This window comes from Acidovorax sp. (genome assembly GCF_046294525.1).
GTDB lineage: Bacteria > Pseudomonadota > Gammaproteobacteria > Burkholderiales > Burkholderiaceae_C > Acidovorax.
The window spans coordinates 43,145-67,021 of the sequence record NZ_JBKBKQ010000002.1 but is presented as its reverse complement, the minus strand read 5'-3'; the positions used below and the strand labels follow the sequence as shown (position 1 = coordinate 67,021).

At 67.4% G+C, this 23,877-nt stretch carries 21 protein-coding genes; 12 read left to right on the top strand and 9 right to left on the bottom strand.

The genetic code is table 11. The annotated features are described in order from the left end of the window. Window positions 1–21: 21 nt before the first annotated feature. Complete coding sequence (locus ACK4HJ_RS02760; RefSeq protein WP_409827515.1) at window positions 22–504, bottom strand: ureidoglycolate lyase; 483 nt, start codon at window positions 502–504, stop codon at window positions 22–24. Between the two features lie 290 nt (window positions 505–794). Between ACK4HJ_RS02760 and ACK4HJ_RS02755 the strand changes: the two genes are divergently transcribed. From ACK4HJ_RS02755 to ACK4HJ_RS02740, 4 genes are all read left to right on the top strand, one after another. Continuing rightward, complete coding sequence (locus ACK4HJ_RS02755) at window positions 795–3,140, top strand: NADP-dependent malic enzyme (RefSeq protein WP_409827513.1); 2,346 nt, start codon at window positions 795–797, stop codon at window positions 3,138–3,140. A 154-nt stretch (window positions 3,141–3,294) separates the two neighbouring features. Continuing rightward, complete coding sequence (locus tag ACK4HJ_RS02750) at window positions 3,295–3,705, top strand: ribonuclease domain-containing protein (protein ID WP_409827511.1); 411 nt, start codon at window positions 3,295–3,297, stop codon at window positions 3,703–3,705. A 141-nt stretch (window positions 3,706–3,846) separates the two neighbouring features. Next, window positions 3,847–4,272 carry a barstar family protein gene (locus tag ACK4HJ_RS02745; RefSeq protein ID WP_015016366.1) on the top strand — a complete coding sequence of 142 codons (426 nt, stop codon included), beginning with the start codon at window positions 3,847–3,849 and terminating at the stop codon, window positions 4,270–4,272. Next, entirely contained in the window at window positions 4,251–4,466 is a 216-nt protein-coding gene (locus ACK4HJ_RS02740; protein WP_409827509.1) for a hypothetical protein, read from the top strand. The genes ACK4HJ_RS02745 and ACK4HJ_RS02740 overlap by 22 nt, the downstream gene beginning before the upstream one ends. Before the next feature lie 294 nt (window positions 4,467–4,760). Here the strand turns inward: ACK4HJ_RS02740 and rsmA are convergent, their stop codons facing one another. The 3 genes from rsmA to lptD all read right to left on the bottom strand — a co-directional run bounded on the left by rsmA (window position 4,761) and on the right by lptD (window position 9,763). Continuing rightward, a complete protein-coding gene (rsmA, locus tag ACK4HJ_RS02735) occupies window positions 4,761–5,540 on the bottom strand; it encodes a 16S rRNA (adenine(1518)-N(6)/adenine(1519)-N(6))-dimethyltransferase RsmA (RefSeq protein ID WP_409827507.1) in 780 nt (259 codons plus the stop codon). A gap of 211 nt (window positions 5,541–5,751) precedes the next feature. Further along, window positions 5,752–7,170 (bottom strand): peptidylprolyl isomerase, encoded by a 1,419-nt coding sequence (locus ACK4HJ_RS02730; RefSeq protein ID WP_409827505.1) that lies wholly within the window; start codon window positions 7,168–7,170, stop codon window positions 5,752–5,754. Window positions 7,171–7,192: 22 nt separating this feature from the next. Continuing rightward, window positions 7,193–9,763 carry an LPS assembly protein LptD gene (gene lptD, locus ACK4HJ_RS02725; RefSeq protein WP_409827503.1) on the bottom strand — a complete coding sequence of 857 codons (2,571 nt, stop codon included), beginning with the start codon at window positions 9,761–9,763 and terminating at the stop codon, window positions 7,193–7,195. On the opposite strand from lptD, the gene ACK4HJ_RS02720 reads away from it, so the two are divergent. From ACK4HJ_RS02720 to ACK4HJ_RS02710, 3 genes are all read left to right on the top strand, one after another. After that, window positions 9,762–10,994: an aminoglycoside phosphotransferase family protein gene (locus ACK4HJ_RS02720; RefSeq protein WP_409827500.1), complete on the top strand. Its 1,233-nt coding sequence runs from the start codon at window positions 9,762–9,764 to the stop codon at window positions 10,992–10,994. The two genes, lptD and ACK4HJ_RS02720, sit on opposite strands and share 2 nt — an antisense overlap. Before the next feature lie 85 nt (window positions 10,995–11,079). Further along, complete coding sequence (locus tag ACK4HJ_RS02715) at window positions 11,080–11,859, top strand: 16S rRNA (uracil(1498)-N(3))-methyltransferase (RefSeq protein ID WP_409827499.1); 780 nt, start codon at window positions 11,080–11,082, stop codon at window positions 11,857–11,859. A 177-nt stretch (window positions 11,860–12,036) separates the two neighbouring features. After that, entirely contained in the window at window positions 12,037–13,206 is a 1,170-nt protein-coding gene (locus tag ACK4HJ_RS02710) for a diguanylate cyclase (RefSeq protein ID WP_409827497.1), read from the top strand. Here the strand turns inward: ACK4HJ_RS02710 and ACK4HJ_RS02705 are convergent. Then, window positions 13,190–13,753, bottom strand: a complete 564-nt coding sequence (locus tag ACK4HJ_RS02705) for a DUF3617 domain-containing protein (RefSeq protein WP_409827495.1) — start codon at window positions 13,751–13,753, stop codon at window positions 13,190–13,192. The two genes, ACK4HJ_RS02710 and ACK4HJ_RS02705, sit on opposite strands and share 17 nt — an antisense overlap. Before the next feature lie 276 nt (window positions 13,754–14,029). Here ACK4HJ_RS02705 and ACK4HJ_RS02700 point away from each other — a divergent pair, with 276 nt between their 5' ends. The 5 genes from ACK4HJ_RS02700 (at window position 14,030) to ACK4HJ_RS02680 (ending at window position 17,859) form a co-directional block, all read left to right on the top strand. Then, on the top strand, window positions 14,030–14,752 hold the full coding sequence (locus ACK4HJ_RS02700; protein WP_409827493.1) for an SOS response-associated peptidase: 723 nt from the start codon (window positions 14,030–14,032) through the stop codon (window positions 14,750–14,752). A 138-nt stretch (window positions 14,753–14,890) separates the two neighbouring features. Continuing rightward, on the top strand, window positions 14,891–16,072 hold the full coding sequence (locus ACK4HJ_RS02695) for an MFS transporter (protein WP_409827491.1): 1,182 nt from the start codon (window positions 14,891–14,893) through the stop codon (window positions 16,070–16,072). Between the two features lie 145 nt (window positions 16,073–16,217). Beyond that, entirely contained in the window at window positions 16,218–16,697 is a 480-nt protein-coding gene (locus ACK4HJ_RS02690; RefSeq protein ID WP_409827489.1) for a YidB family protein, read from the top strand. Between the two features lie 221 nt (window positions 16,698–16,918). Beyond that, entirely contained in the window at window positions 16,919–17,371 is a 453-nt protein-coding gene (locus ACK4HJ_RS02685; RefSeq protein ID WP_409827487.1) for a DUF2628 domain-containing protein, read from the top strand. Further along, complete coding sequence (locus ACK4HJ_RS02680; RefSeq protein WP_409827485.1) at window positions 17,362–17,859, top strand: hypothetical protein; 498 nt, start codon at window positions 17,362–17,364, stop codon at window positions 17,857–17,859. The genes ACK4HJ_RS02685 and ACK4HJ_RS02680 overlap by 10 nt, the downstream gene beginning before the upstream one ends. 63 nt (window positions 17,860–17,922) lie before the next feature. Here ACK4HJ_RS02680 and ACK4HJ_RS02675 read toward each other — a convergent pair whose 3' ends face one another. The 4 genes from ACK4HJ_RS02675 to ACK4HJ_RS02660 form a co-directional block, all read right to left on the bottom strand. Continuing rightward, complete coding sequence (locus ACK4HJ_RS02675) at window positions 17,923–18,795, bottom strand: lysophospholipase (protein WP_409827483.1); 873 nt, start codon at window positions 18,793–18,795, stop codon at window positions 17,923–17,925. Between the two features lie 91 nt (window positions 18,796–18,886). Then, window positions 18,887–20,386: a M20 family metallopeptidase gene (locus ACK4HJ_RS02670; RefSeq protein ID WP_409827481.1), complete on the bottom strand. Its 1,500-nt coding sequence runs from the start codon at window positions 20,384–20,386 to the stop codon at window positions 18,887–18,889. A gap of 79 nt (window positions 20,387–20,465) precedes the next feature. Then, window positions 20,466–21,692: a GGDEF domain-containing protein gene (locus ACK4HJ_RS02665; RefSeq protein WP_409827480.1), complete on the bottom strand. Its 1,227-nt coding sequence runs from the start codon at window positions 21,690–21,692 to the stop codon at window positions 20,466–20,468. Window positions 21,693–21,807: 115 nt separating this feature from the next. Beyond that, a complete protein-coding gene (locus ACK4HJ_RS02660; protein WP_409827478.1) occupies window positions 21,808–23,802 on the bottom strand; it encodes a methyl-accepting chemotaxis protein in 1,995 nt (664 codons plus the stop codon). Window positions 23,803–23,877: the final 75 nt, after the last annotated feature.

The following is a 23,877-nucleotide window of genomic DNA, read 5'->3' as shown; positions in this document are numbered from 1 at the left end:
ACTGCAGTGCAGCTCACCCGTTCAGGGGGGCAGCAGCGTGCGCGGCGTGTCTAGCGCGTGGACGTCGCAATCCACTGCGGGCGCCGCCCGTTCAATGACCAGAAAGTCCGCTGCATCCACCGCCAGCAATGCGTGGTGCCATGTTCCTGGTGACAGCACGATGCCCTGCCGGCCGTCGGTCACAAACGCCCGCAATGCGTTCGCCTGTGGCGGCGGCCCTGCAGGCGCCACCACCACCACAAAGCGGCCGCGTCCCCAGGGCACAAAAGTCTGGCTCCCCCAACGGTGGCGCTCCAGCTCCCGAACCTCCAGCGGAAAGCCGCGCGCTCGCGCACGATACATCGCCAGCTGCGCGTGGCCTCCCCGGGCATGCAACTGCAGGTCGTCCACCAGGTCAAAGCGTTCGGCGGTGCCGGCGTTGATGGCCCGGCTGCCGGTGGCGGGCGGTTGCAGCACCAGACCAAAGGGCTCAAACGCGACTGCGGTGAGAGGCAGGGGCTGCAATGGGGGATGGAGTGGACGGAAGGACGCAGGCTGGTTCATGCCCCAAAGCCTGCAAGAACCGAACCTGAAACCGCCATCCCCAACGATGGCGTCATAGCTTTTTTGCATGATCCGACCGCCTCGATTGCACCCGTGGCGAGCACAATGTTTGCGCCTGGCGTAAGCAGATTCGCTTACTAGGGTTTTTACGCACCTCCCCCTACAATCGCTGACCCTTACAAAGCTGACAGCCCCACGCAGAGCCCCTGCGGTACGGTTTTCGCACCCTTCCTGAGTTGGAGACATTGAGAATGCCCGAGAACACCACGGCCCAGAACAACAACAACGATTCCGACAAGCGCGCCCAGTTGCGCCGTGCCGCTCTCGAGTACCACGAGTTTCCCAAGCCAGGCAAGCTGGCGATTGCCGCCACCAAGCAGATGATCAACCAGCATGATCTCGCGCTGGCGTACTCGCCCGGTGTGGCGGCCCCCTGCGAAGAGATCGTCAAGGACCCGGCTAACGCCTTCCGCTATACCTCGCGCGGCAACCTGGTGGCGGTGATCAGCAACGGCACGGCCGTACTGGGTCTGGGCGACATCGGCGCACTGGCTTCCAAGCCGGTGATGGAAGGCAAGGCCGTCCTGTTCAAGAAGTTCGCGGGCGTGGACGTGTTCGACATCGAGATCGACGAGAAGGACCCCGCCAAGCTGGTGGAGGTGATTGCCGCGCTGGAGCCCACCTTTGGCGCCGTGAACCTGGAAGACATCAAGGCCCCCGACTGCTTCTACGTGGAGCGCGAGTTGCGCAAGCGCATGAAGATCCCGGTCTTCCACGACGACCAGCATGGCACGGCGATCACGGTGGCGGCCGCCATGGTCAATGCCCTCAAGGTGGCGGGAAAGAAGATTGAAGACGTGAAGCTGGTCACCAGCGGCGCGGGCGCTGCAGCCCTGGCCTGCCTGAACCTGCTGCTCAAGGTGGGCGTGCAGCGCAAGAACGTGTTCGTGACCGACCTGGCCGGTGTGGTTTACGAAGGCCGCGAAGAGCTCATGGACGACGACAAGCGCCAGTTCATGCAGAAGACGGACGCACGCAAGCTGGCCGAGGTGATCGTTGGTGCCGACGTGTTCCTGGGCCTGTCGGCCAGCAATGTGCTCAAGCCCGAAATGGTGGCCACCATGGCCGAGCGCCCCGTGATTTTTGCGCTGGCCAACCCCAACCCCGAGATCACGCCCGAGCTGGCGCACAGCGTGCGCAGCGACATCATCATGGCCACGGGCCGCTCGGACTACCCCAACCAGGTCAACAACGTCCTGTGCTTCCCGTACATCTTCCGTGGCGCGCTGGACTGCGGCGCCACCACCATCACCGATGAGATGGAAATCGCGGCCGTCCACGCGATTGCCGAGCTGGCCCAGGCCGAGCAGAGCGAAGTGGTGGCCGCCGCCTATGTGGGCGAAAAGCTGTCGTTCGGCCCCGAATACCTGATTCCCAAGCCGTTCGACCCGCGCCTGATGATGAAGATCGCGCCCGCCGTGGCCCAGGCCGCCGCCGACAGCGGCGTGGCGCAGCGCCCCATCACGGACATGGACGCCTACCGCGACCGACTGCAGACCTTTGTGTACGCGTCGGGCACCACGATGAAGCCCATCTTCGACGCTGCGCGCAATGCCTCCCGCAAGCGCGTGGCCTATGCCGAGGGCGAAGAGGAACGTGTGCTGCGCGCCGCGCAGATCGTGGTGGACGAGAAGGTGGCCCGCCCCACGCTGATCGGCCGCCCCAGCATCATTGCGCAGCGCATCGAAAAATTCGGCCTGCGCCTGAAGGAAGGGGTGGACTACGACGTGGTCAACACCGACTTTGACCACCGCTACCGCGATTTCTGGCAAACCTACCACCGCATGACCGAACGCAAGGGCATCACCCAGCAGGTCGCGAAGATCGAGATGCGCCGCCGCCTCACGCTCATAGGCGCGATGATGCTACACAAGGGCGAAGTGGACGGCCTGATCTGCGGCACCTGGGGCACCACGGCCAACCATTTGCTGTACATCGACCAGGTGATCGGCAAGCATGCAGGTGGCGCAGACAGCACGGCACAGGATGTGCCGGTATATGCCTGCATGAACGGCCTGATGCTGCCCGGCCGCCAGGTGTTTCTGGTGGACACGCACGTGAACTACGACCCCACGCCGCAGGAGCTGGCCGAGATCACCGCACTGGCCGCGGAGGAAATGATGCGCTTTGGCCTCAAGCCGAAGGCCGCGCTGCTGTCGCACTCCAACTTCGGCACCAGCAACCACCCGAGTGCCGTCAAGATGCGCCATACGCTGGAGTTGCTGCGCCAGCAAGCCCCCTGGCTGGAAGTGGACGGCGAAATGCACGGCGACGTTGCGCTCGACGGCAAGGCCCGCGCGGCCCTCATGCCTGGCAGCGAACTCACCGGCGATGCCAACCTGCTGGTCTTCCCGAACATCGATGCGGCCAACATTGCCTACAACCTGCTCAAGACCGCAGCGGGCGGCGGTATCGCCATAGGCCCCGTGCTGCTGGGTGCGGCCAAGCCGGTGCATATCCTGACACCGAGCGCCACGGTCCGCCGCATTGTCAATATGACAGCCCTGACGGTGGCGGACGCCAACGTGGCAAGATAAGCCCACATTTGGTAGCAAGCGCTAACTTTAAGTGCTTGCCCAACCCTTCAGCGTCTGCCCAAACTTTGGGCAGACGCTTGCTTTTTGGGGGCCGTTGAGCGACACTAGCGGCTCGAAATTTCGGGTTAACCCGTAGTTTCTGAAAGGTTCGTTGATGCTGAAGGCTGTTGCCACCCGGGCGCGCAGAGCAGGGTTGTTGTGTGTTTTGGGTGTTGCGTTCGTGGTGTCCCCGGTTGTGGGACACGCCCGGAATTCCCCGTCCACCGACGGCTCCCTCACTCCTATCGCACTGGCCGAGTTGCCGCCTCAAGGGCGCGCCACGTATGCGCTGATCCGTGAGGGAGGACCTTTTCCGTATGAGAAGGACGCAACGGTTTTTGGCAATCGCGAACGGCTGTTGCCCGCCCAGCAGCGGGGCTACTACCGTGAATACACCGTCAGAACACCAGGATCGCGCAACCGGGGAGCCCGGCGCATCGTGTGTGGCGGCAAGCAACCCCGGACGCCGGACGCCTGCTACTACACCAGCGATCACTACGCCAGTTTCCGCAAGATCGTGGAATGAATCCGTTGCGCTGTGCGCAGGCCGGCGATACGCTGGCGGCCGTTAGCGCGCCCCCTTGTTGAATGCCCCACCCGCAGGCCGCCCCGCGCAGTCTGTGGACAGCCAGAAGTTTGTGGACTTAATAGAGAAAGAGTAGCGGAGATGCAGACGCCACTTCGGAAAGACCTGGAAACGCCACTGCGTGGCGTGCGCACCAACATCGTGCAGTCCATTCGCGCGTTCCGCGTGCAGGACCTGCAGGATGCAGCCACCTCCATGGGTCACCATTTCTTGTATGCCAACCTGGCCCACGCGCAATCCAAACAGGATGTGCTGGACCTGATTGCCGCGCAATTCACGTTCCCGTCGCATTTCGGCAAGAACTTCGACGCGTTGTACGACTGTATGACAGACCCGTTGCATAAATCGGGCCCGCAGCCCGGCTTCATCGTGGTGCTGGAGCAGATCCCCGCCACGGGCAAGTTCGACAAGGAAGCGCGCGAGCAGCTGCTGGACATCTTCCGCGACGCCGCCGACTACTGGGGCGACCGCAAGATCCCGTTCCGGTGCTTCTATTCTTTTCTGTAGCCCGTTCTGCATCCACCAGCCAAGCAGAACGGGCGAACGAGGCTACCGACACCCAGAACAGCAATGTCCAGGGCATCGAAATCAGCTCCGAGTCCGGCGAGAAGATGCCGACCGATAAGCTCGTGGATGTGTCGCCGATGGCACTGCGCATGAGCAGCCCCTTCAATTCGGGGTATTGGCTGAGCGCTGCCTGAATTCGGTACATCCCCCTGAGGCGCTTTGCGCCTTCCCCCTTCTCTCGAATGGCTGCGCCATTCGGGAAGGGGGACGACACCAGCGCGGCGGGGCGGCCCTTGCGCGGTGTCACTGGCTGGGCCGTGCCGGTTGTTACGGTCGTGGCGAAATGAGGCGCCGCAGCGCAAATGCGACGCCGTCCCATCACAGCATCGTAGGTCGGGTTAGCGAAGCGTAACCCGACATTCTCCGCGCATCACCCACAGTAAAAGAAGGCTCCAGCGCTTATCCAACAAGCGCTGACAGCTATCAATTCAAGAGCACAACTGCGCCAGTGCCACGTATTCGTGCACGGGCACTTCTTCGGCGCGACGCTGGGTGTCGAAATTGCCGGCGAACTGGCGCGCTTCCAGCCAGCGGCCCAGGGTGTGGCGCAGCAGCTTGCGGCGCTGGCTGAAGGCGACCTGCACCAGCTCTTCCAGCAGCGGCACGGACAGCGGTGCCGGCTCGGCATGCGGCACCATGCGCACCACCGCGCTGTCCACGCGCGGGGGCGGGTCGAAGCTTTCGGGCGGCACGAACAGCACGTTCTCCATCGCGTAGCGCCACTGCAGCATGACTGACAGGCGGCCATAGTCGCCAGTGGCGGGGCTGGCCACCATGCGGTCGATGACTTCCTTTTGCAGCATGAAGTGCTGGTCTTCAATGACCTGCACATGGTCCAGCAAGTGGAACAGGATGGGCGTGGAGATGTTGTAGGGCAGGTTGCCCACCACGCGCAGCTTCAGGCCGGGCTGCGCGGCCTGATCGCGCATAGCCTGGGCCAGCGCGGTGAAGTCCACCTTCAGCACGTCAGATTCGATCACGTCGAGCTGGCCGTGCAGGCGCAGGCGCAGCGCCAGGTCGCGGTCCAGCTCAATGACAGTGAGGCGCCCCAGGCGCTCGACCAGGGGCTGCGTCAAGGCCGCCAGGCCGGGGCCGATCTCCACCATGGGCTGACCCGGCTGCGGCGCAATGGCCTGCACGATGCCGTCGATGATCCCGTGGTCGGACAGGAAGTGCTGGCCGAACCGCTTGCGGGGAATGTGCTTCATGCGAACGGCTCGCGTGTTTTGTCGGTATGCCGTGCAACGGCCGGCGATCTATATAGGGGGCGCTGTCCAGACCAGCGGCCGCCGCGCAAGGGCCGCTCGGCGGCGCAGGCTGCGCTTCGCTGGCGTGCGCAGGCTTGGACGTGCCCCAAGAGCCGCCGCCTCTGGCTGCGGTGCGGAGGCGCGCAGCGCCTCAGGGGGATGCACTCCATCCTCATTGCGGCGGATCGCGGTATTCCACATAGGCCCGGCCGCGCAGTTCCTGCGCCCAGGTGGCGTAGGCCTCGTCGAGCTTCTTCTCGCGCACGGTGTCGCGCGCCATGTCGCGCTGTTCGCGCTGGGTGAGTTTGGCCTCGCGGCGCTCCAGCAGCTGGATCAGGTGCACGCCAAAACGCGACACCAGCGGTTCGCTGATTTCGTTCGGGCGCAGGGCGTTCATCGCCTCCTCGAATTCGGGCACGTAGCGGCCGGGATTGGCCCAGCCCAGGTCGCCGCCGTTCTTGGAGCTGCCATCCTGAGAATGCTCGCGCGCCAGGGCGGCAAAGTCGGCCGTGCCGGCCAGCACGCGGCGGCGGTAGTCGGCCAGGCGGGCAGCGGCGGCGGTTTCACTCAGTTGCGGTCCGGTGCGCAGCAGGATGTGGCGTGCGTGGCTTTGCACCACCGTGGTCGGCACGCCCGCGCTGGAACGCTCGACCACCTTGAGAACGTGGAAGCCTGCTGGCGAGCGCACGGGCCCGACGATGGCGCCCACGGGCTGGCCCTGAACGGAATTGACGAAGAGTTCGGGATAACGGTCGGCGGGGCGCAGGCCCAGCAGGCCGCCGGCACGCTGGCCTTCGGGGGCATCGGAATACTCGCGCGCCACGGCGGCAAAGTCTGTACCCGAGCGCACCTTGTCGGCAGCGGCCTGGGCACGGGCCTGGCGCTCGGCCACCTGGGCGGGCGTGGCGTTCTCGGGCACCAGCACCAGCACGTGGCCCAGGTTGATCTCCATGGCGGCGGGGTCGTTGTTCTGCTGTTGTTCGCGCAGATACTGGTCCACGTCCAGGTCGGTGACCTTCACGCGCGCTTCGACCTCGCGCTCGCGCAGGCGCTGCTGCAGTAGCTGGTTGCGCAATTCCTCGTGAAAGCGCTCGCGGCTCATGCCGTCACTGGCCAGGCGGCGGTACAGCTCGGACACCGCCATGTTGTTTTGCCGCGCTACGGCCTGGGCCGCCTGCTCCACCGCAAAGTCGTCCACCTTGACGCCGGATTCGCGCGCCTGCTGCAGCTGCACGCGTTCCAGGATCAGGCGCTCCAGCACCTCGCGGGCCAGTAGGTCCCGCGGGGGCATCTGGCCGCCCTGCTGCTGCAGCTGGGCCAGGGCACGCGCCAGGCGGGCGCGCACTTCGTTGTTGGTGATGGGCTCGGAATTGACCACGGCCACGATGTAGTCGGCCTGGCGCGTGGCGTTGCTGGCGGCAGCGGCCCCGGCGGCCCCGGAGCTTGGCAGGGTGATGGACGGCGTGGCCGCGGGGCGGGACAACCCACTGCCCGTGGCGGCCCCCGACGGGCGCAGCCCCTGCGCGGCAGCGCCCTGCACAGTCAGGGAAACCAGGGTGGCCAGGGCCAGGGCAATTGCACGTTGATTCATGGCAAGGGGCGCACACGGCGCACTAGTCATAGTTGCTGAAGCGGCTGGGCGTGGAGACCTGCTCGCGCAGGTACTGATAACGCGGCACATTTTGCTTGAAGGTTTCGAGTGGGCTGGAGCCCAGGCTCAGACGGGAGAAGCCCACGAATTCGATCTGGAACAGCAGGCGGGTGTTGGAGGTGGTCACGCCGCTTTGCAGGCGCTCCAGCACCACGCGGCCGATCCAGCAGCAGCTGTCGTATTCCAGCCCCACCACGGTGTCCACCAGCTTGCGGTCCTGCAGGCTGTAGTTGAGGCGGCCCACGCTGTACCAGCGCCCTCCGCCCTGGCCGCGGCCTGCGCCCAGGTCCTGGCCTTTGTCGCCCCACAAGTCGTTCAGCGGCCACTGCCAGCCGATGTCGATCTGCTCGCTGGTGCCGCGCTGCAGGCGGTAGGCGGCGCTCACGGTGCGGTAATTGCCGGGGCTGTAGCGCGCGCCGATGGTCGAGCGGATGGAGCGGCCCGTCTTGGGGTTGTACTGCACGGTGGAGTCAAAGCCCCACTCCGGCGTCCAGCTGATGCCCGCGCCCAGCAGCAGGTCGGACAGCCGCTCGCTCACCGGCGCGCCACCAGGCAGCGTCACCTTCTGGTCCGAGAAGCGCACGCGCTGCGCGATGCCGAAGCGCGCTGCCTCGGCGCCGTTGTTTGGGTCGAGCAGGCGCGTGGTCACACCCAGGGTGAGCAGGTTGTTGTCGGCCAGGCGGTCGTTGCCGCCGAAGGCGTTCTCGGTATAGATGGTCGCAAAGTTGAAGTCGTTGGCCGCCGTGTCATACACCGGCAGGCGGCTCTGGTCGCGGTAGGGCGTGTACGTGTAGAACGCGCGGGGCTCCAGCGTCTGGAGGAAGGCGCGGCCGAAATAAGCGGCATCGCGTTCGAACACCAGGCCGCTGTCCAGGCTGAAGGTGGGCAGCGTGCGGCTGGCCGAGCGGTCGCCGTTGCCCAGCGGCGTGTCGAACTGGTAGCTGGTGGCGTGCAGCTGCAGGCGCGGCGTGATGAAGCCTGCGGGCGCAAGGAAGGGCCGGCTGATCTGCGCCACCGCAAAGCTGCGGTCGGCGTTGGGCTGGCCCGTCAGCGCGCGTGCCGCCTGGAACCGGGTGCTGTCCAGCACCACGCTGGCATCCAACCCGCCGCCCAGGTGCGACGGCGTGTAGCGCCACTGCAGTTGGGGCATGCGGTCGTACGGAGGCACGATGGGCGAGTTCACGTCCTGCAGCGTCTGCCACTTGAGCGTGCGCACGGAGGCGGACATATCGCCCCGCGCCCAGTTCAGCGATGCATCGCCGGGCAGCAGGCGTTGGCGCAGCGGCTCGGACGCGCGGCCGAAGTCGCGCCAGTAGTTGTCGTCGCTCACGCGGTTGAGGTTGATGTTCAGGCCCAGGCCGCCCAGGGCGGTGTCAAACCAGCCCTCGTGTTTGCCCATGAAGCTCCAGCGCATGCGGTCGCGCAGGCGGTCGGCGGGCATCACGTCGCCGCTGATCTCGCCCTTGTAAGTGGGCTCAAGGTAGCGGAACTCGCCCCCCAGGTTGGCGCCGCGCTTGGTCATGAGGGCCGCGCGCAGGGTGGCGTCGCGGTTGGGCGCGATGTTCCAGTAGTACGGCTGCATGTAGGCCAGCCCATCGCGGCTGTCCAGCCCGATGGTGGGCGGCAGCAGGCCCGACTTGCGCTTGTCCGACAGCGGGAAGGTGATGTACGGAATCGGCAAGATGGGCAGGCCCTTGAACTCCAGCACGGCGTCTTCGGCCGTGCCCACCTCTTCCTCGTTGTCGATGCGGATGGTGGCTGCGCGCAGCACCCAGTCCGGCTGCCAGCTGGCTTCGTTGCCGCGCTCGCAGGTGGTGTAGGTGGCGTTGTGCACCACGGCGCGGTCACGGTCGATGAAGTCCACGCGCGTGGCCTCGCCATGCGCCTGCGTGGCCAGAAAGCGGTAGCGCGCGTCGCTGAAGAAGCCTTCGAACGCCTCCACCCGCAACTCCAGCGCCGAGCCTTCGTACACATTGCCCGCGCGGTTGATGCGCACCTGGCCCTGGGCCTTGGCCAGGTCTTCGGGCACGTTGTAGTCCAGCCGGTCGGCTCGGATCACGGTGTCGCCACGGCGCAATTCGGCATTGCCTTCGATGACCGCGTTCAGATCGGTCTGGCCCTCCACGCGGTCGCCCGTCACAAACACGGGCAGCTGCGAGCGCACGGCTTCAGGGATCTTTTCCTGCAGCAGGGGCGAACTGCGCAGCGCGGGCGGCGCGTCCCATGCGCTCGGCGCAGGCTGGGCAGCGGGCGTTGCGGCCGTCTGCGCCTGGGCCGGTAGCGTGGGCAGCCCGCACCAGGCCAGGGCCACGGCACAGGCCAGCACGCCCGGCACGGGGCGCGCCTGCCGCGCAGCCAGCGCCGTGGCAGGCCGGGGCCGGAGGGGAAGGGCTTGCACGGGGTGTGGCTTGCAGCGTGGCACGGGGGGTGATAGAGGCTTGAGGCGGAACAACAGGAAAGAAGGGACCCGCGCCAGGCGCCTACCGCGAGGGGCAGTTGCGCAGGGGCGGGTTTGTAAAATCGGATTATCCATGAGCCACCCTTTCCCCCCGTCCCCCTCCGGCCCGCAGCCCGGCGCTGCCGGAACGCCCCCCGAAACACCCCAGGTGGCCTGGCCCGACACGGCCCGCCGCGCCGCCTTTGACGCTTGGCTCGCCCCACTGACAGGACCGCACCAGCTGCTGCCCGCCACGCTGCGGCCCGCGTCGGCCGACGCGAGCTTCCGCCGCTACCTGCGCATCGACACCGCCACGGGCGCCAGCCGCATCGTGATGGACGCCCCGCCCGACAAGGAAAACTGCAAGCCCTTTGTGCAGGTGCAGGGCCTGATGGCCGCCGCCGGGCTGAACGTGCCGCAGATCCTGGCCTGGGACGAGCCCACCGGCTTCATGCTGCTGACCGACCTGGGCCACCAGACCGTGATCGAGCGGCTGAACCCCGAAAAGCCCCAGGACGCCTACGCCTGGTACCGGCAGGCCACCGACGTGCTGCTGCAGTGGCAAAAGGCCTCCACCCCCGGCGTGCTGCCCGCCTACGACGAAGCGCTGCTGCGCCGCGAGCTGGCGCTGTTCCCCGACTGGTACCTCGCCAAGCACCGCGCCATTGCCCTGGACGACAAGCAACAGGCGACCTTGAGCAGCGCCTTTGACGCCATCGTCGCGCACAACCTGGCCGCACCTCAGGTCTATGTGCACCGCGACTTCATGATGAGAAACCTGATGGCCCCCACGCTCCCCGCTGCGCGTGGTTCGCTGCCCCCCGAGGGGGCGCTCTCCGCCTTGGGGCGGCCCGGCGGCGGCTCGAACCTGATGGCCCCCGTGGAAGCGGGCGCGCCCCTGGGCGTGCTGGACTTCCAGGACGCGGTCTACGGCCCCATCACCTATGACATTGCGAGCCTGCTGCGCGACGCGTTCATCAGCTGGGAAGAGGAATTCGTCATCGACATCACAGTGCGGTACTGGGAGAAGGCGCGTAAAGCCGGCCTGCTGGGCGCCAGCAGCACCAGCGGTTGGGGCGATGACTTTGGCGAGTTCTACCGCGCGGTGGAATGGATGGGCCTGCAGCGGCACCTGAAGGTGGCGGGCATCTTTGCGCGCCTCACGCTGCGTGACGGCAAGCCCAAGTACCTGGCCGACGCGCCGCGTTTCATGGCCTACATTCGCGCCACGGCCAACCGCTACCGGCAACTGGGCCCGCTGCTCAAGATGCTGGACCAGATCGAAGGCACCGAGCCGGTCACCGGCTTTGCCTACGGGCGCATGTAGCCTGGCCCCGATCCAGTAAACTTCAAGCAAAAACAGGCTTCAGCGCTTATCTGACAAGCGCTGACAGCTATCAATAAGCTAGCACATGCCGCGCTTTCACTGCCCCGCCCCCCTGGCCACCGGTCTGGAATTGGACCTGCCCCCGGGCGCCACGCGCCATGTGCAGGTGCTGCGCCTGCAGCCGGGCGATGCGCTGATGCTCTTCAACGGCGAGGGCGGCGAGTTTGAAGCCACTGTGCTGAAGATGGGCCGCAGCGACGTGCGTGTGCTGGTAGGCACCCACCACGCGGTGGAGCGCGAGGCGCCCCGCGCCGTGCACCTGCTGGCCGGAATCACCGCCAACGAGCGCATGGACTGGCTGGTGGAAAAGGCCACCGAACTCGGCGTGGCCAGCATTACCCCGCTGGTGGCCGAGCGCAGCGTGCTCAAGCTCAAGGGCGAGCGCGCCGACAAGAAGATCGCCCACTGGCAGGCCGTGGCCGTGGCCGCGTGCGAGCAGTGCGGCCGCAACCGCGTGCCCGCCGTGCATGCGGCTGTGGACCTGGCAGCCTGGGTGCGCAATACGGCGGCGCAGCCTGCCGCGGCGGTTGCAGCAGCAACAACCGCGGGCGCGGACCCCGCGCCACAGCGACTGCTGCTGTCGCTGCGCGCAGGCACCGCCGCCTTGCAGTCGGCAGCCGGTCACAGCAACAGCGCGGGCTCGGCCGCCCCGGTGCTGTTCCTCTCGGGCCCCGAAGGCGGGCTGAGCGCGCAAGAAGAAGACCTGGCCATCGCCCACCACTTTGCGCCCGTCACCCTGGGCCCGCGGGTGCTGCGCGCAGAAACCGCACCGCTGGCGGCACTGGCAGCCCTGACGCTGGCATAGACGAGCCCGCGGCGGTCCTGTCCGTCCGCGCGGCGACAGACCGGCGGGCTGCGCGCTGTACGCCGGCAGGATCGCGGCCGTAAAATGCGCGACCCGCCGGCTGCTCCTCTCCGGCCCCCCAGCGCCGCGCCCTGCGGCACCCATGTTTGTCCCCCGACCTGGCAGGAGCCCCTGAACTTGCGCACCCCCTCCCGCTGGCAGCGCCTGAAGGACGTGGTCCTGTCCACCGACCCCAGGCGCCGCACGCTTGTCGGCATGGCCTTGCTGGCCCTGGTGCTGATGATGGCCAGCGCGGGCGTGATGCTGCTGGTGGCGCATTCCGACCCCGCCACCGACCCCACGTTCGTGCAGTGGTGGGCGGCCATGTCGGTGGGGGGCCTGGTGGTGATGACGGCGTTCATCCGGTCGGGCGAAACCGTGCATCTCTCCGACCCCTCGCTCACCATCCCGCAGATGGTCTGGACTATCACCAGCGGGGCCGTGGCCTATGTGCTGGCTGGAGATGCACGCGGCTTGGTGCCCAGCGTGCTGGCGATGATTTTGTTTTTTGGCACGTTCGGGCTCACCATGGCCGAGGTCATCGGCATCGGCGTGTATGCCCTGGTCGCCTTTGGCTGCGCCATCGGCGTGAGCGCGCGCTTCAGCGCCAACCCCTATGGCTACCTGGACACGGCCTACGCGCTGATGGTGATGATCGTGCTGGGCGGCTGCGTGGCGCTGAACCTGCGCATCCAGCGCATCCGCGCGCGGCTGCACGAGCAGCGGGCCGCGCTGGCCCGCGCGCTGGAGGTCAACCGCGAGCTGGCCACGCGCGACGAGTTGACCGGTCTCATCAACCGCCGCGCCATGCAGGACCTGATGGAGCTGGAGCGCCGCCGCAACGCGCGCAGCGGCCGCCCGCTGCTGTTGGCGCAGCTGGACATCGACCTGTTCAAGCGCATCAACGATCAGCATGGCCATGCCACCGGCGACCGCGCGCTGCAGGCCTTTGCGGGCGTGGTGCGCGCCAGCGTGCGCGACACCGACGTACTGGCCCGCTGGGGTGGCGAGGAGTTTGTGCTGATGCTGTGCGACACCCAGCCGGACGACGGCCGCGAGCTGCTGGAGCGCATTCGGCTGGCCGTGGCAGCCATGGAGATTCCGCACGCCACCGGCACGCTGCGCCTGACCGTGTCGGCCGGCCTCGCCCAGCACCTGCCGGGCCAGCCGCTGGAACACACGCTGGAGCGCGCCGATCAGGCGCTCTACACCGCCAAAGCCCTGGGCCGCAACCGCGTTGTGCTGGCCCCGGCGGGCACGCGCCCGGCCGCAGGCGCTGCCGCGGCAACGTTCAACGCACGGACTTGATCGTCCCGCAGTCGGCCGACAGCCACTTGCCGGTTTGCGCCATATCGATCTGCTCGGGCTTGCCGCCCGCCGTGGTGGTCTTGACCTTGAAGTTGCCCGCGTAGGCCGTGGGGCCGCTGAAGGTCATGGTGCCCTCGCCCGAAGTGGGCGGCTGGCCCGACCCGCCCTTGCAGGTGAACGTCATCGCCAGCGTGTTAGGGCCTGTGCGCTTGACTGTCTGGGTGCAGCCCTCCTGCGGGGGGATGTTGTCCAGGTCGGCCTGCTGGGGGCTGATGCACATCTTCACCGTGTTGCCCTGCGGGCCCATGCTCACGCCCTGCTGCGCCATCGCCTGCTCGATCTGCTTGCGCTGCTCGGGCGACATGCTGGCCATGGACTTCTGCATCTGCGCCATGGCGGCTTCCATCTGGCCGCTCTGGCTCTTCATGGCCACGGTGTGCTCCCACAGTCCAGGGCGCATCTTCTGCGGCTGCTGCGCATGGGCCAAGCCCAGTACAACGGGCAAACACAACATGGCAGTGGTGACGGCAAGGGCGGGCAGGGGCATGGTGCGACCTTCCAAAAATTGATGGTGCAGACGGTGTGGGGGAGCGAGAGGACAGCGGACAGTATCCCCAAGCTGCGCCAGCCTGCCAAGCGCCCGGTGGCAAAGCGATGCCTACAAACGGCGGCGCCCGTGCTGCCGAAGCGCCGCGTGGCGCGGTGCGGTGCGGTGCGGTGCGCCCAGGTTGCACTCCGTTTTTTATAGCTGCTCGCGCTTGTTCAACAAGCGCTGGGGGGCATTTTGACTCCACATCTTCCCGGAACCCACTACGATCGCGCCATGGCCACCCACTACGAAACCCTGCACCCTGCCGACACCTACCTGGAGGCCTTCGGCGTCGAGCCGCCCGCCGCGCCGCTGGACCGCCACCTGCGCCCGCGCACGTCGGGTGCCTGCATCGTTGCGGCAACCGAGCCAACCAGCGCCGCCGCCCCGGTCGACGCAGCGCCGCAGCCGCCCGGCCGCGTTCTGCTGCCCGCGCAGTGGGGCCTGGTGCCGCACTGGGTCAAATCGGCATCCGACGCGCAGCTGCGCGCCCCCAAGCTGGCCCACGCCAAGGCCGACCTCGCGTCCACCGGCACCGCGTTTCGCGACGCATGGTTCAACGGCCAGCGCTGCATCGTGCCCATGCAGGCGTTTTTTGAAGACGACTGGCGCAACGGCAAGAACAAGCCCGTACCCACCCGCATCGCCCGCGTGGACGGCAAGCCCATGGGCGTGGCCGGCCTGTGGGCGCGCTGGCAGGGCGCGGACGGCGAGGTGATCGTGAGCTACTGCCTGCTCACGGTGAACGCCAACAACCACGCCTTGCTGCACCGCTACGGCCCACCAGGCGCCGAAAAGAACATGCCCGTTATCCTGAACGAAGGCGCCTATGGCGCGTGGCTGTCCGCCAGGCCCGAAAAGGCCAAGGAATTCATGCGCCAGTACGCGCCGCAAAAGCTCACGGCGAACCCCGTGGAGAACAAGGCAGACAAGGTACCCAAGGGGTGGCTCGACTGAGCCGACGCGCTGCAGTCCGCACACTGCAGCCCCGCAGCGCACCCGCGCAACCTGTTCAAGCGGGCGCACAATCGCAAAGTCTCTCTGGCCGAGTCAACTGCCGACCCGCGCCCCCATCGCTGTAATGCCCCTTGCCCCATGAACCGCAACCTTTGGCTGCTGGCCCTGTGCCAAGGCCTGTTCCTGACGAACAACGTCGTCTTCATTGCCATCAATGGCCTGGTGGGCCTGCAGCTGGCCCCGTTTGGTTGGATGGCCACGCTGCCCGTGATGGGCTATGTGGTGGGAGGTGCGCTGGCCACGCCGCTGGTGGCTCGCACACAGATGCTGTGGGGGCGCAAAGTGTCGTTCCAGATCGGGCTGGTGGTGGCCGTGGCCTCGGCCGCGCTGTGCGCCTGGGCCGCGTTCAGCCGCAACTTCTGGCTGCTGTGCACGGCCACCATGGTGGCGGGCTACTACAGCGCCAACGGCGGGCTGTACCGTTTTGCGGCCGCCGAGCTGACCACGGCCGAGCACCGCGAGAAGGCGGTGTCGCTGGTGCTGGCCGGCGGCCTGATCGGGGCCGTGGCCGGGCCCAACCTTGCCAATGCCACGCGCAACCTGTTTGCCATGCCGTTTGCAGGCGCCTATGTGGCGCTGATGGGCGTGGCCGTGTTGTCCATGCTGTGCATGGCCGCCGTGCGGTTTGAACCCACACCTATGGCGCGCAATGCCGCCGGCCAGCCCCTGCAGGGCCGCCCGCTGGCCGAGCTGCTGCGCCAGCCGCCCATGGTGGTGGCCATCCTGGGTGCGGCGCTGGGCTACGGCGTGATGAACCTCTTGATGGCCGCCACGCCGCTGGCGATGCAGGTGTGCGGGTTTGACTTCAGCGCCTCGGCGCTGGTGCTGGAGTGGCATGTGATCGGCATGTTCGCGCCGGGTTTTGTCACTGGCCACCTCATCAAGCGCTTTGGCGTGCTGCCCGTCATGGGCGTCGGCGTGCTGTTGAACTTTGCCTGCGTGGCTGTTGCGTTGATGGGGGTGGAGCTGCACCACTTCGGGATTGCGCTGTTCCTGCTGGGCGTGGGCTGGAATTTTCTGTTCACCGGCGGCACCACGCTGGCGATGACGGCCTACCGCCCCGAAGAGAAAGACCGCGCCCAGGCAGCCATCAACTTCTGCGTGTACGCCACGCTGGCGCTCAGCGCGTTTTCATCGGGCGTGCTGGTCACCACGCAGGGCTGGACGCTGCTGAACGCCGGCTCGCTGCTGCCCATCACCCTCACCGGTCTGGCGCTGGTGTGGCTTGCACTGCAGCGCCGCCGCGCTGCGGTGGCTTGAGTAGCGGTGGCGCATTCACTTTTGTTGACACTGAAGCGGTCGCGGCTCGATACCATCCCTGACCGATCGCCTGCGCCCTGTGCCGCAACGCTCAGAGGCGCTGCGGCGCTGGGGGTTTCTTCAATTTTCTTCAGGAGAACACACCATGGGTTTGCTCGATTCCGTTTTGGGTGCCGTCATCAACGGCGCGAACAACACCACGCCGAGCGGCGAACAGGCCGCGCCGGGCGGTGGACTGGGCGGGCTGCTGGGCCTGGCGGCGCAGAACCCGCAGCTTGTTCAGGCCGTGATGTCCCTCCTCAGCAATGACGGCCCTGTGGGGGGATTGCCGGGCCTGGTGACCAAATTCCAGCAGGCCGGGCTAGGCCCCGTGATCGCCTCATGGCTGGGCAACGGGCCCAACCAGGCCATCTCTGGCGAGCAGCTGTCGGGCGTTCTGGGCAGCGGCCCGCTGGCGCAGATCGCATCGCAGCTGGGTGTGAAACCCGGCACGGCGGCAGGCCAACTCGCGCAGGTGCTGCCAGGCCTCCTCGACCAGCTCAGCCCCCGCGGCGAGGCACCCCAGGGCGGGTTCGGCAGTGCCAGCGACCTGGCGGGGATGCTCGGCGGATTGCTACGAAAATAAGAGCTTTTAGCGCTTTCCAGACAAGCGTTGCAGGCCATTTTGGTTCAAAACGACTGCCGCAAAGTCGACAGCGGTTACCGTTGCACACAACTCAGAGAACTGCTCACACACGCTCCCTACGTGCCTCGCCTAGCATCGCGGGCCGTCGCCGCCCACGCGCGCTCGCGCCAAGCGCGGCGGCAGCCCCAATGCATAACCACCACTCCGAGGGAATTTTCAGCATGAGCAACGGCAACCCGGCAGCCCACGGCGCCGAGCCTCTGACGGCGGACGCCCACACGACCGCGCCGACCCACCCACCCCACTCCCTCCCGGCGGACCTGCCCGAGATCTGGAAGAAGCGGTTCGCGTTGATGGAGCGTGCCGGCGGCCTGAAGATGACGCGGCTCAAGGACCTGGGCTTCTGGGAGCGGTCTGCCTGCACTTTCAACGTGCTGGCGGGCATCTTTGGCCCGTTCTATTACATCGCCAAAGGCATGTGGAAAAAGGGCCTGGCCTATTGGTGCCTGGGCATTGTCGGCATCGTGGTGCTGGAAGTGCTGGTGTCTCTGGTCGGCTATGGGCACTTGCTGGAGCGCGTGCACTACACAGGCATGTGGGTAGCCCTGTTTGCCCTGATGGCCAACCGCGACTATTACAAGAAGGTTGTGCTGGGCGACAACCGATGGCTGTGACCGCTGCGCCTGCGGGCGTGCGCTGCATCCGCGCCGCCTGGATCGCAGCGCTGCTCACCGGGTCCATGACAGCCGCCGTCACGCTGGGGGCCAGCCTGGGCACCAACGGGATCGACTATGTGCCCTGGATGTGGCTGGACGTGGTGCTGATCGCCGGGCTGGGCTGGGGCTTGTACCGGCGCAGCCGCGTGGCGGCAGCGCTGATGCTGGTGTACTTTGCCGCCGCCAAGGTGCTCGCAGTGCGGCGCGACCTGCAGCAATTGGACGATCCCGCCTGGGCGGACGCTCTGGAGAGTCTGGACACTTGCATCGCAGGGGGCTGGGTGGTCGCCCTGGCATTCACCGCCGTGTATTCCCTGGGGCTCTATGGGACGGTGGTGTACCAGCGGCAGCGCAAGCGGACGGAAACGCGCGGTGAAGCGGAGCAAGCGCTTCAAAAAAATGATAGCTGTCAACGCTTTTCCAGCAAGCGTTATAGGCCATTTTGACCCAACTCACGCTATCGAACGTTGCCGTCGCCGTAGAGGTGACAAGCCAATCGCTTCAGCGCGTCAAGATTGCACGGGGCAGCGCCGCACCAGCCAGCCGTGCAGCATGTCGAACACGGGCTCCTCCAGTTCTGGGCTTTCGTTGAAGAGCTCGTGGTACAGCGGCTCGAAGCAGTGTGACTGCACGACGGACTTGGGCGCAGCGGCGGCGAAGGCGCGGCTGCCTGCGGGGTTCACCAGCTTGTCGCTGCCCGCCCACATCAGCAAGGTGGGCACGCTCCAGTGCGCAGCGCGGGCCACGGTGGCCGAGCCGCCGTCGGCAATGAAGCGGGCCAGGCGGGCGCTGATGCGGTCGTGGCACAGCGGGTCGGCCAGGTAGGCAGCGGGCACGGCCGGGTTGTGCGACAGGTACTGCGCATCCAGGCCATTGCCCACACGCAGGTTGGGCGCCACACGTGGCAACGTGGCCAGCAGCAGCTTTTGCACCGCGTTCAGCCCGGCATCCAGCGCGGGCGACGACAGCACCAGCGCGTCCACGGGCCGCATCTTCAGCGACACGAAACGCGACGCCACCAGTCCGCCCATGCTGTGGCCCAGCAGCACCAGGGGCTGGCCGGCGGGCATGCGCGCGCGGGTGGCGTCCACGATGTCGGCCAGGTCGTCCAGCAGGCGCAGGTCGCTGGTCAGCCCGCCGCGCGGGCCGCTCGATTCGCCGTGGCCGTACTGGTCGTAGCCGCGCACGGCAAAGCCCCAGTCATTGAGTCGGCGCGCCACGTGGTCGTAGCGGCCCACGTGCTCGCCCAGCCCGTGCACCAGCAGCACGGTGCCCCGGCAGGGCTCGCCCTCGGGCAGGGGCCAGTCCTGCACGGCCAGGTTCTCGCCGTCGCTGGCGGTGAAGGTGGTAAGGGTCGAGGGAACGAGTTCGTCGGCGGTCATGGGCAGCGGTGCTGTCAGCGGGGATGGTCCGCAGCATACCCGGCAGGCTGCCAATCACCTACCAACAAACGGCGCCGGGCCGCCAGCGTCCTCAGGAGGCAGTCTCGGCGGTGGTCGCTGCGGCCTGGTGCTGGGCCATGCCGGCAATCACCTGCGCCACGGCGGCGGTGAGCTTCTTGGCATACGGCACGTGCAGGAACTCGTTCGGGCCGTGCGCGTTGCTCTTGGGGCCCAGCACGCCGCAGACCATCATCTGCGCCGTGGGAAAGCCTTCGCTCAGCATGTTCATGAGCGGGATGGTGCCGCCCTGGCCGATATGGCCACAGGGCGCGCCGAAGTGCGCCTGCGATGCGGCATTGAGCGCATCTTCGAACCATGGCGTGGTGCTGGGCGCATTCCAGCCCGTGGCGCCGCTCGTGCCCTGGAAGGTGACCTTGGCCTGGTAGGGCGCGTTGTCTTCGAGCAGGGCTTTAAGCTCCTGCACAGCGGCGGCGGCGTCCACCAGGGGCGGCAGGCGCAGGCTGAGCTTGAAGGCGGTGTAGGGGCGCAGCACGTTACCTGCGTCCTGCAATGCCGGGAAGCCTTCAGCGCCGGTCACGCTGAGCGTGGGCTCCCAGGTGCGCTTGAGCAGGGCCTGCACGGGGTCGGTGGTGGTGGGCAGCGCAAAGGTGGTGGCGCCGCCGCAGTCGTAGTGCGCCCAGGGGAAGCGCTTGTATACCTCGTCGCCCAGGATGGCGGCCGTGGCGCGGGCTTGCGCCAGGCGGTCGGCGGGCACTTCGCAGTGGAAGCTGGCGGGCAGCAGGCGGCCGGTCTTGCTGTCTTCCAGGCGGTCGAGCACCTGGCGCATGATGCGGAACGACGAGGGCACCAGGCCCGATGCGTCGCCGGAGTGGATGCCTTCGGTCAGGATCTCGACCTTGAGCGTGCCCGTGGCCATGCCGCGCAGGCTGGTGGTGAGCCACAGCTGGTCGTAGTTGCCCGCGCCCGAATCCAGGCACACCACCAGCGCCACGTTGCCCATGCGGGGCTTCAGGGCCTCGATGTAGGGCAGCAGGTCGCGCGAGCCGCTTTCTTCGCAGGTTTCGATGAGGCCGACGATGCGCGGGTGGGGCACGTTCTGGCGCTTGAGCTCCTGCACCGCCGCGATGCTGGCGTACACCGCATAGCCGTCGTCGGCGCCGCCCCGGCCGTAGAGCTTGCCGTCCTCGTACTTGGGCGTCCAGGGGCCGAGGTCGTTGCGCCAGCCGCTGAATTCGGGCTGCTTGTCGAGGTGGCCGTACATGAGCACGGTGTCGGTGGCACCCGCCTGGGTGGCATCGATTTCAAAGAACAACACGGGGGTGCGGCCTGCGAGGCGCACCACTTCGAACTTCAGGCCTTCGACCTTTTGTGATTCGACCCACGCGGCGGCGTTGCGCACCACGGTGTCCAGCAGGCCCTGCTCGGCCCAATCGGGCGAGAACATGGGCGACTTGGCGGGGATGGCGATGTAGTCGGTGAGCTGGCGAACAATGTCGTTGTCCCAGGCCTGGCTGACCCGTTCGAGGGCCAGGGCGGGTTGCAGGGCATGGGCGGGGACTCGGGCATTCATGGCAGCTCTCCTGAAACGTAAGGTCGGTCTCGTGGACCAAACCAACATTCCAACACAAGGCCTGCGCCGCCGCCAAGTGTCAATACGAAGACGTAGGCTGCGTCTCGGGATTGGCCTGGGCGGCCAGCTGGGAGCTGGGGCGGCGCAGACCGGTGGCCACCTCCACGCGGTTGCGCCCGTTTTCCTTGGCCTGGTACAGGGCGCGGTCGGCGGCGGCGATCAGCATGTCCCAGCTGTCGCCGGACTCCAGCCGCCCGCCGAACACACCGATGCTCACCGTCACGGCAATGCCTTCGCCGTCCAGACCGTCCACCCGGCAGCGCGACACCTCCACAGCCTTGCAGAGCTCGCGCGCCAGCTGCTCGGCGCCCGCCAGGTGGGTGTCGGGCAGCACCACCATGAACTCTTCGCCGCCGTAGCGGCCCACCAGGTCCTGCGCACGCACACGCTGGCGCAGCACCTGGACCACGCTGCACAGCACCTGATCGCCCGCAGGGTGGCCGTAGTGGTCGTTCACGTCCTTGAAGTGGTCGATGTCCACCATCATGAGCGCCATGGGTTCGCGCATGCGCACAGCACGCGCCACGTCGCGGTCCAGCGCGGCGATGAGGGAGCGGCGGTTGGCCACGCCGGTGAGCGGGTCCAGCGCTGCCATCACGCGGTTGCTCTCGTCGGCCCGGTCGCGCGACATGAAGACGAACCCCACCGAGCTGACCAGCACCACCGAGAAGGTGGCCACAAAGGTGAGCGTCTGCAGCCCGCTGCTGCGCAGGATGCCTTCTTCGGCCCCCTGCACCGTGACGGCCAGCGCCGAGCGGCCCAACAGCACCACGGCCTCCAGCGCGAGGCCGGCCACCAACAGCCACTGCCCGCGCCCCACCGTGGCGTGGCGCCGCTCGAGCGCGGTGGCCAGGGCCCACACCGCCTGCAGCCCGATGACTGCCCCCACAAACCCCACGCGTGCGGGGAAGTTGTCCATGAACACCGTGACGAACGCAGTGACCAGCGCGGGCGGCATGAAGAGCAGCAGCCAGCGGATGGGACGTCCCTGAAACTGGTAGATCGCCGCGATCATTCCGACGAACACGCTGGACAGAAGCAAATTGCCCACCACGATGGAGAGCACATCCGGCACCTGCCCGCGCAGCATGAGCAGCAGGTGCCCGAGCGCGTTGACCAGCAGCGCTGCCGCCCAGTGCCCCAGACCGTCGCGCCGCCGCCCCCAGCCCACCACCGCCATGGACGCGGCCATCATGAGCGAGCTGGCGATGATCATGGCCAGCATGGTGGGAATGTGGGCAACCATGGCAGAAGGGGGCGGAGCGGGGAGATTGGGGAGGCTCAGCCCAGCATAAACCAAGGGCCTATTGCCACAAACCGCTGGATGCGCGCCCGGCCCACAACGCCCCGCCCGCAGTGATTCACTGCAGTTGCGCCGCCGCCGGGGGCGCGGGCAGCGCGGCGCGGTCTGCGGCCCCGCCACCATCGCCCCGCGTGAGCTTGAACACCTGCACCGCACCCGCCAGGCGCGTGGCCTGCTCGCGCAGGCTTTGTGCGGCGGCGGCCGACTGCTCCACGAGCGCGGCGTTCTGCTGGGTCATCTGGTCGAGCTGGTTCACGGCGGTGTTGACCTGGCCAATGCCGTCCGACTGCTCACCCGAGGCGGCCGTGATCTCGCCAATGATGTCGCCCACGCGTTTGACGGAGCCCACGATCTCGTCCATGGTGCTGCCGGCGTTCTGTACCAGGCGCGCGCCCGATTCCACCCGCTCCACCGAGGCGCCGATGAGCGCCTTGATCTCGCGCGCCGCCTCGGCGCTGCGCCCGGCGAGGTTACGCACCTCGCTGGCCACCACGGCAAAGCCCCGGCCCTGTTCGCCCGCGCGGGCCGCTTCCACGGCTGCGTTGAGCGCGAGGATGTTGGTCTGGAACGCAATCGAATCGATCACGCCAATGATGTCGGCGATCTTGCGCGAGCTTTGGTTGATGTCGCCCATGGTGGTGACCACCTCGCCCACCACCTGGCCGCCGCGTGCGGCCACCTCGGCGGCGGTGCTGGCCAGCTGGTTGGCCTGGCGCGCGGCGTCGGCGGACTGGCGCACCGTGGCGGTGAGCTGGTCCATGCTCTGCGCGGTCTGGGCCAGGCTGCTGGCCGTGGCCTCGGTGCGGGCCGACAAATCCTGGTTGCCGCTGGCGATCTCGGCGCTGGCGGTGGTGATGCTGTCGACCGCCGTGCGCACCTGCTGCAGCATCTGGGTGTAGCGCTGGCGCATGCCCTCGACCTCCTGCACCAGCGCGCCGATCTCGTCACGCCGCGTGGTGCGGAAGGCCTCGGTCAGGTCGCCCTGGGCCACGAGCGTGATGGCCTGGGTCAGGTCCTGCAGCGGGCGGCTCACGCCCCGGCGCAGCATCACGAACAGGCCAATGGCCAGCAGCACCACGGCCACGGCCATCAGGCCCCAGACGGCCAGCGTCACGCGGCGCTGGCTGGCCATGGCCTCGCCGTCGGCCACCTCGGCCACCACCCACCAGCCGCCGCCGGTCTTGCGCACCAGTGCCCAGGGGTCCGTGGCGCCCGCGCCCAGCACGGGGGCGGCCTCGCGCACAAAGCCGTCCTGTGACGCGGCCAGGGCTTCAAAGAAGGAGCGGGCCTGCGGGTAGGCCTCCAGCACGCGCTTGCCGCGTGCCGTGGGGTGGTACACAAACACCGCCTTGTCGAGCGAGGTGCCGGGGTTGATCACGTAGGTGCCGCCGTGCTCGAAGAATTTGGTCTGCGTGACCTGCTTTTGCAGCATGGCGTGGAACACGCTGATGTCGTTGCCGATGAACAGTAGCGCAATCACCTTGCCCGAAGCATCCTTGGCGGGCAGGTAGTGGCCCATGTAGGGCTTGCCGCCCGCCACGGTGACGCCGGTGTAGGGTTCGCCCTTGGACACGGTGGCATAGGCCGGGTCGTCCTTGCCCAGCGGTGTGCCCTGCTGGCGCTCGCCCTTGTCGTTCTTCACCGAGGTGGTGATGCGGATGAAGTCGTCGCCCTTCTTGGCGAACACCGTGGCGATACCGCCGGTTTCGTTGGCGAATTTATCGACCGAGCCATAGTCCTCGTTAACCAGCGCGCCGTAGCTGCGCAGCTCGCCCGTGGCCTCGTCAAGCTGCATGGTGGCCTCGAAGTAGCGCTGGAAGCCCTTCATGGTGAGCTGCACCAGCTCGCGGTTGGTGTTGTCGGCCGCGTCCAGCGACTGCGCCACGCTCTGCGCCGTGTCGCCCACGCTGGCCACCACCTGCGCGCGGGTGCTGCGTTCGGTCAGCACGGCAATGGCCAGCCCCACGCACACCAGCACCACCGCCACCAGGCCAATGGCCATCAGCGTGACCTGGCGGGCGACGGATCGGTTGTTGGCGAGGGCTGCGGCCATGGCGGTGTCTCCTGTGAAAAGTGCACAAACGCGGTGCAACGCCGGCTGAGCCGGTCTTTCTTCACTCTAAGCGCG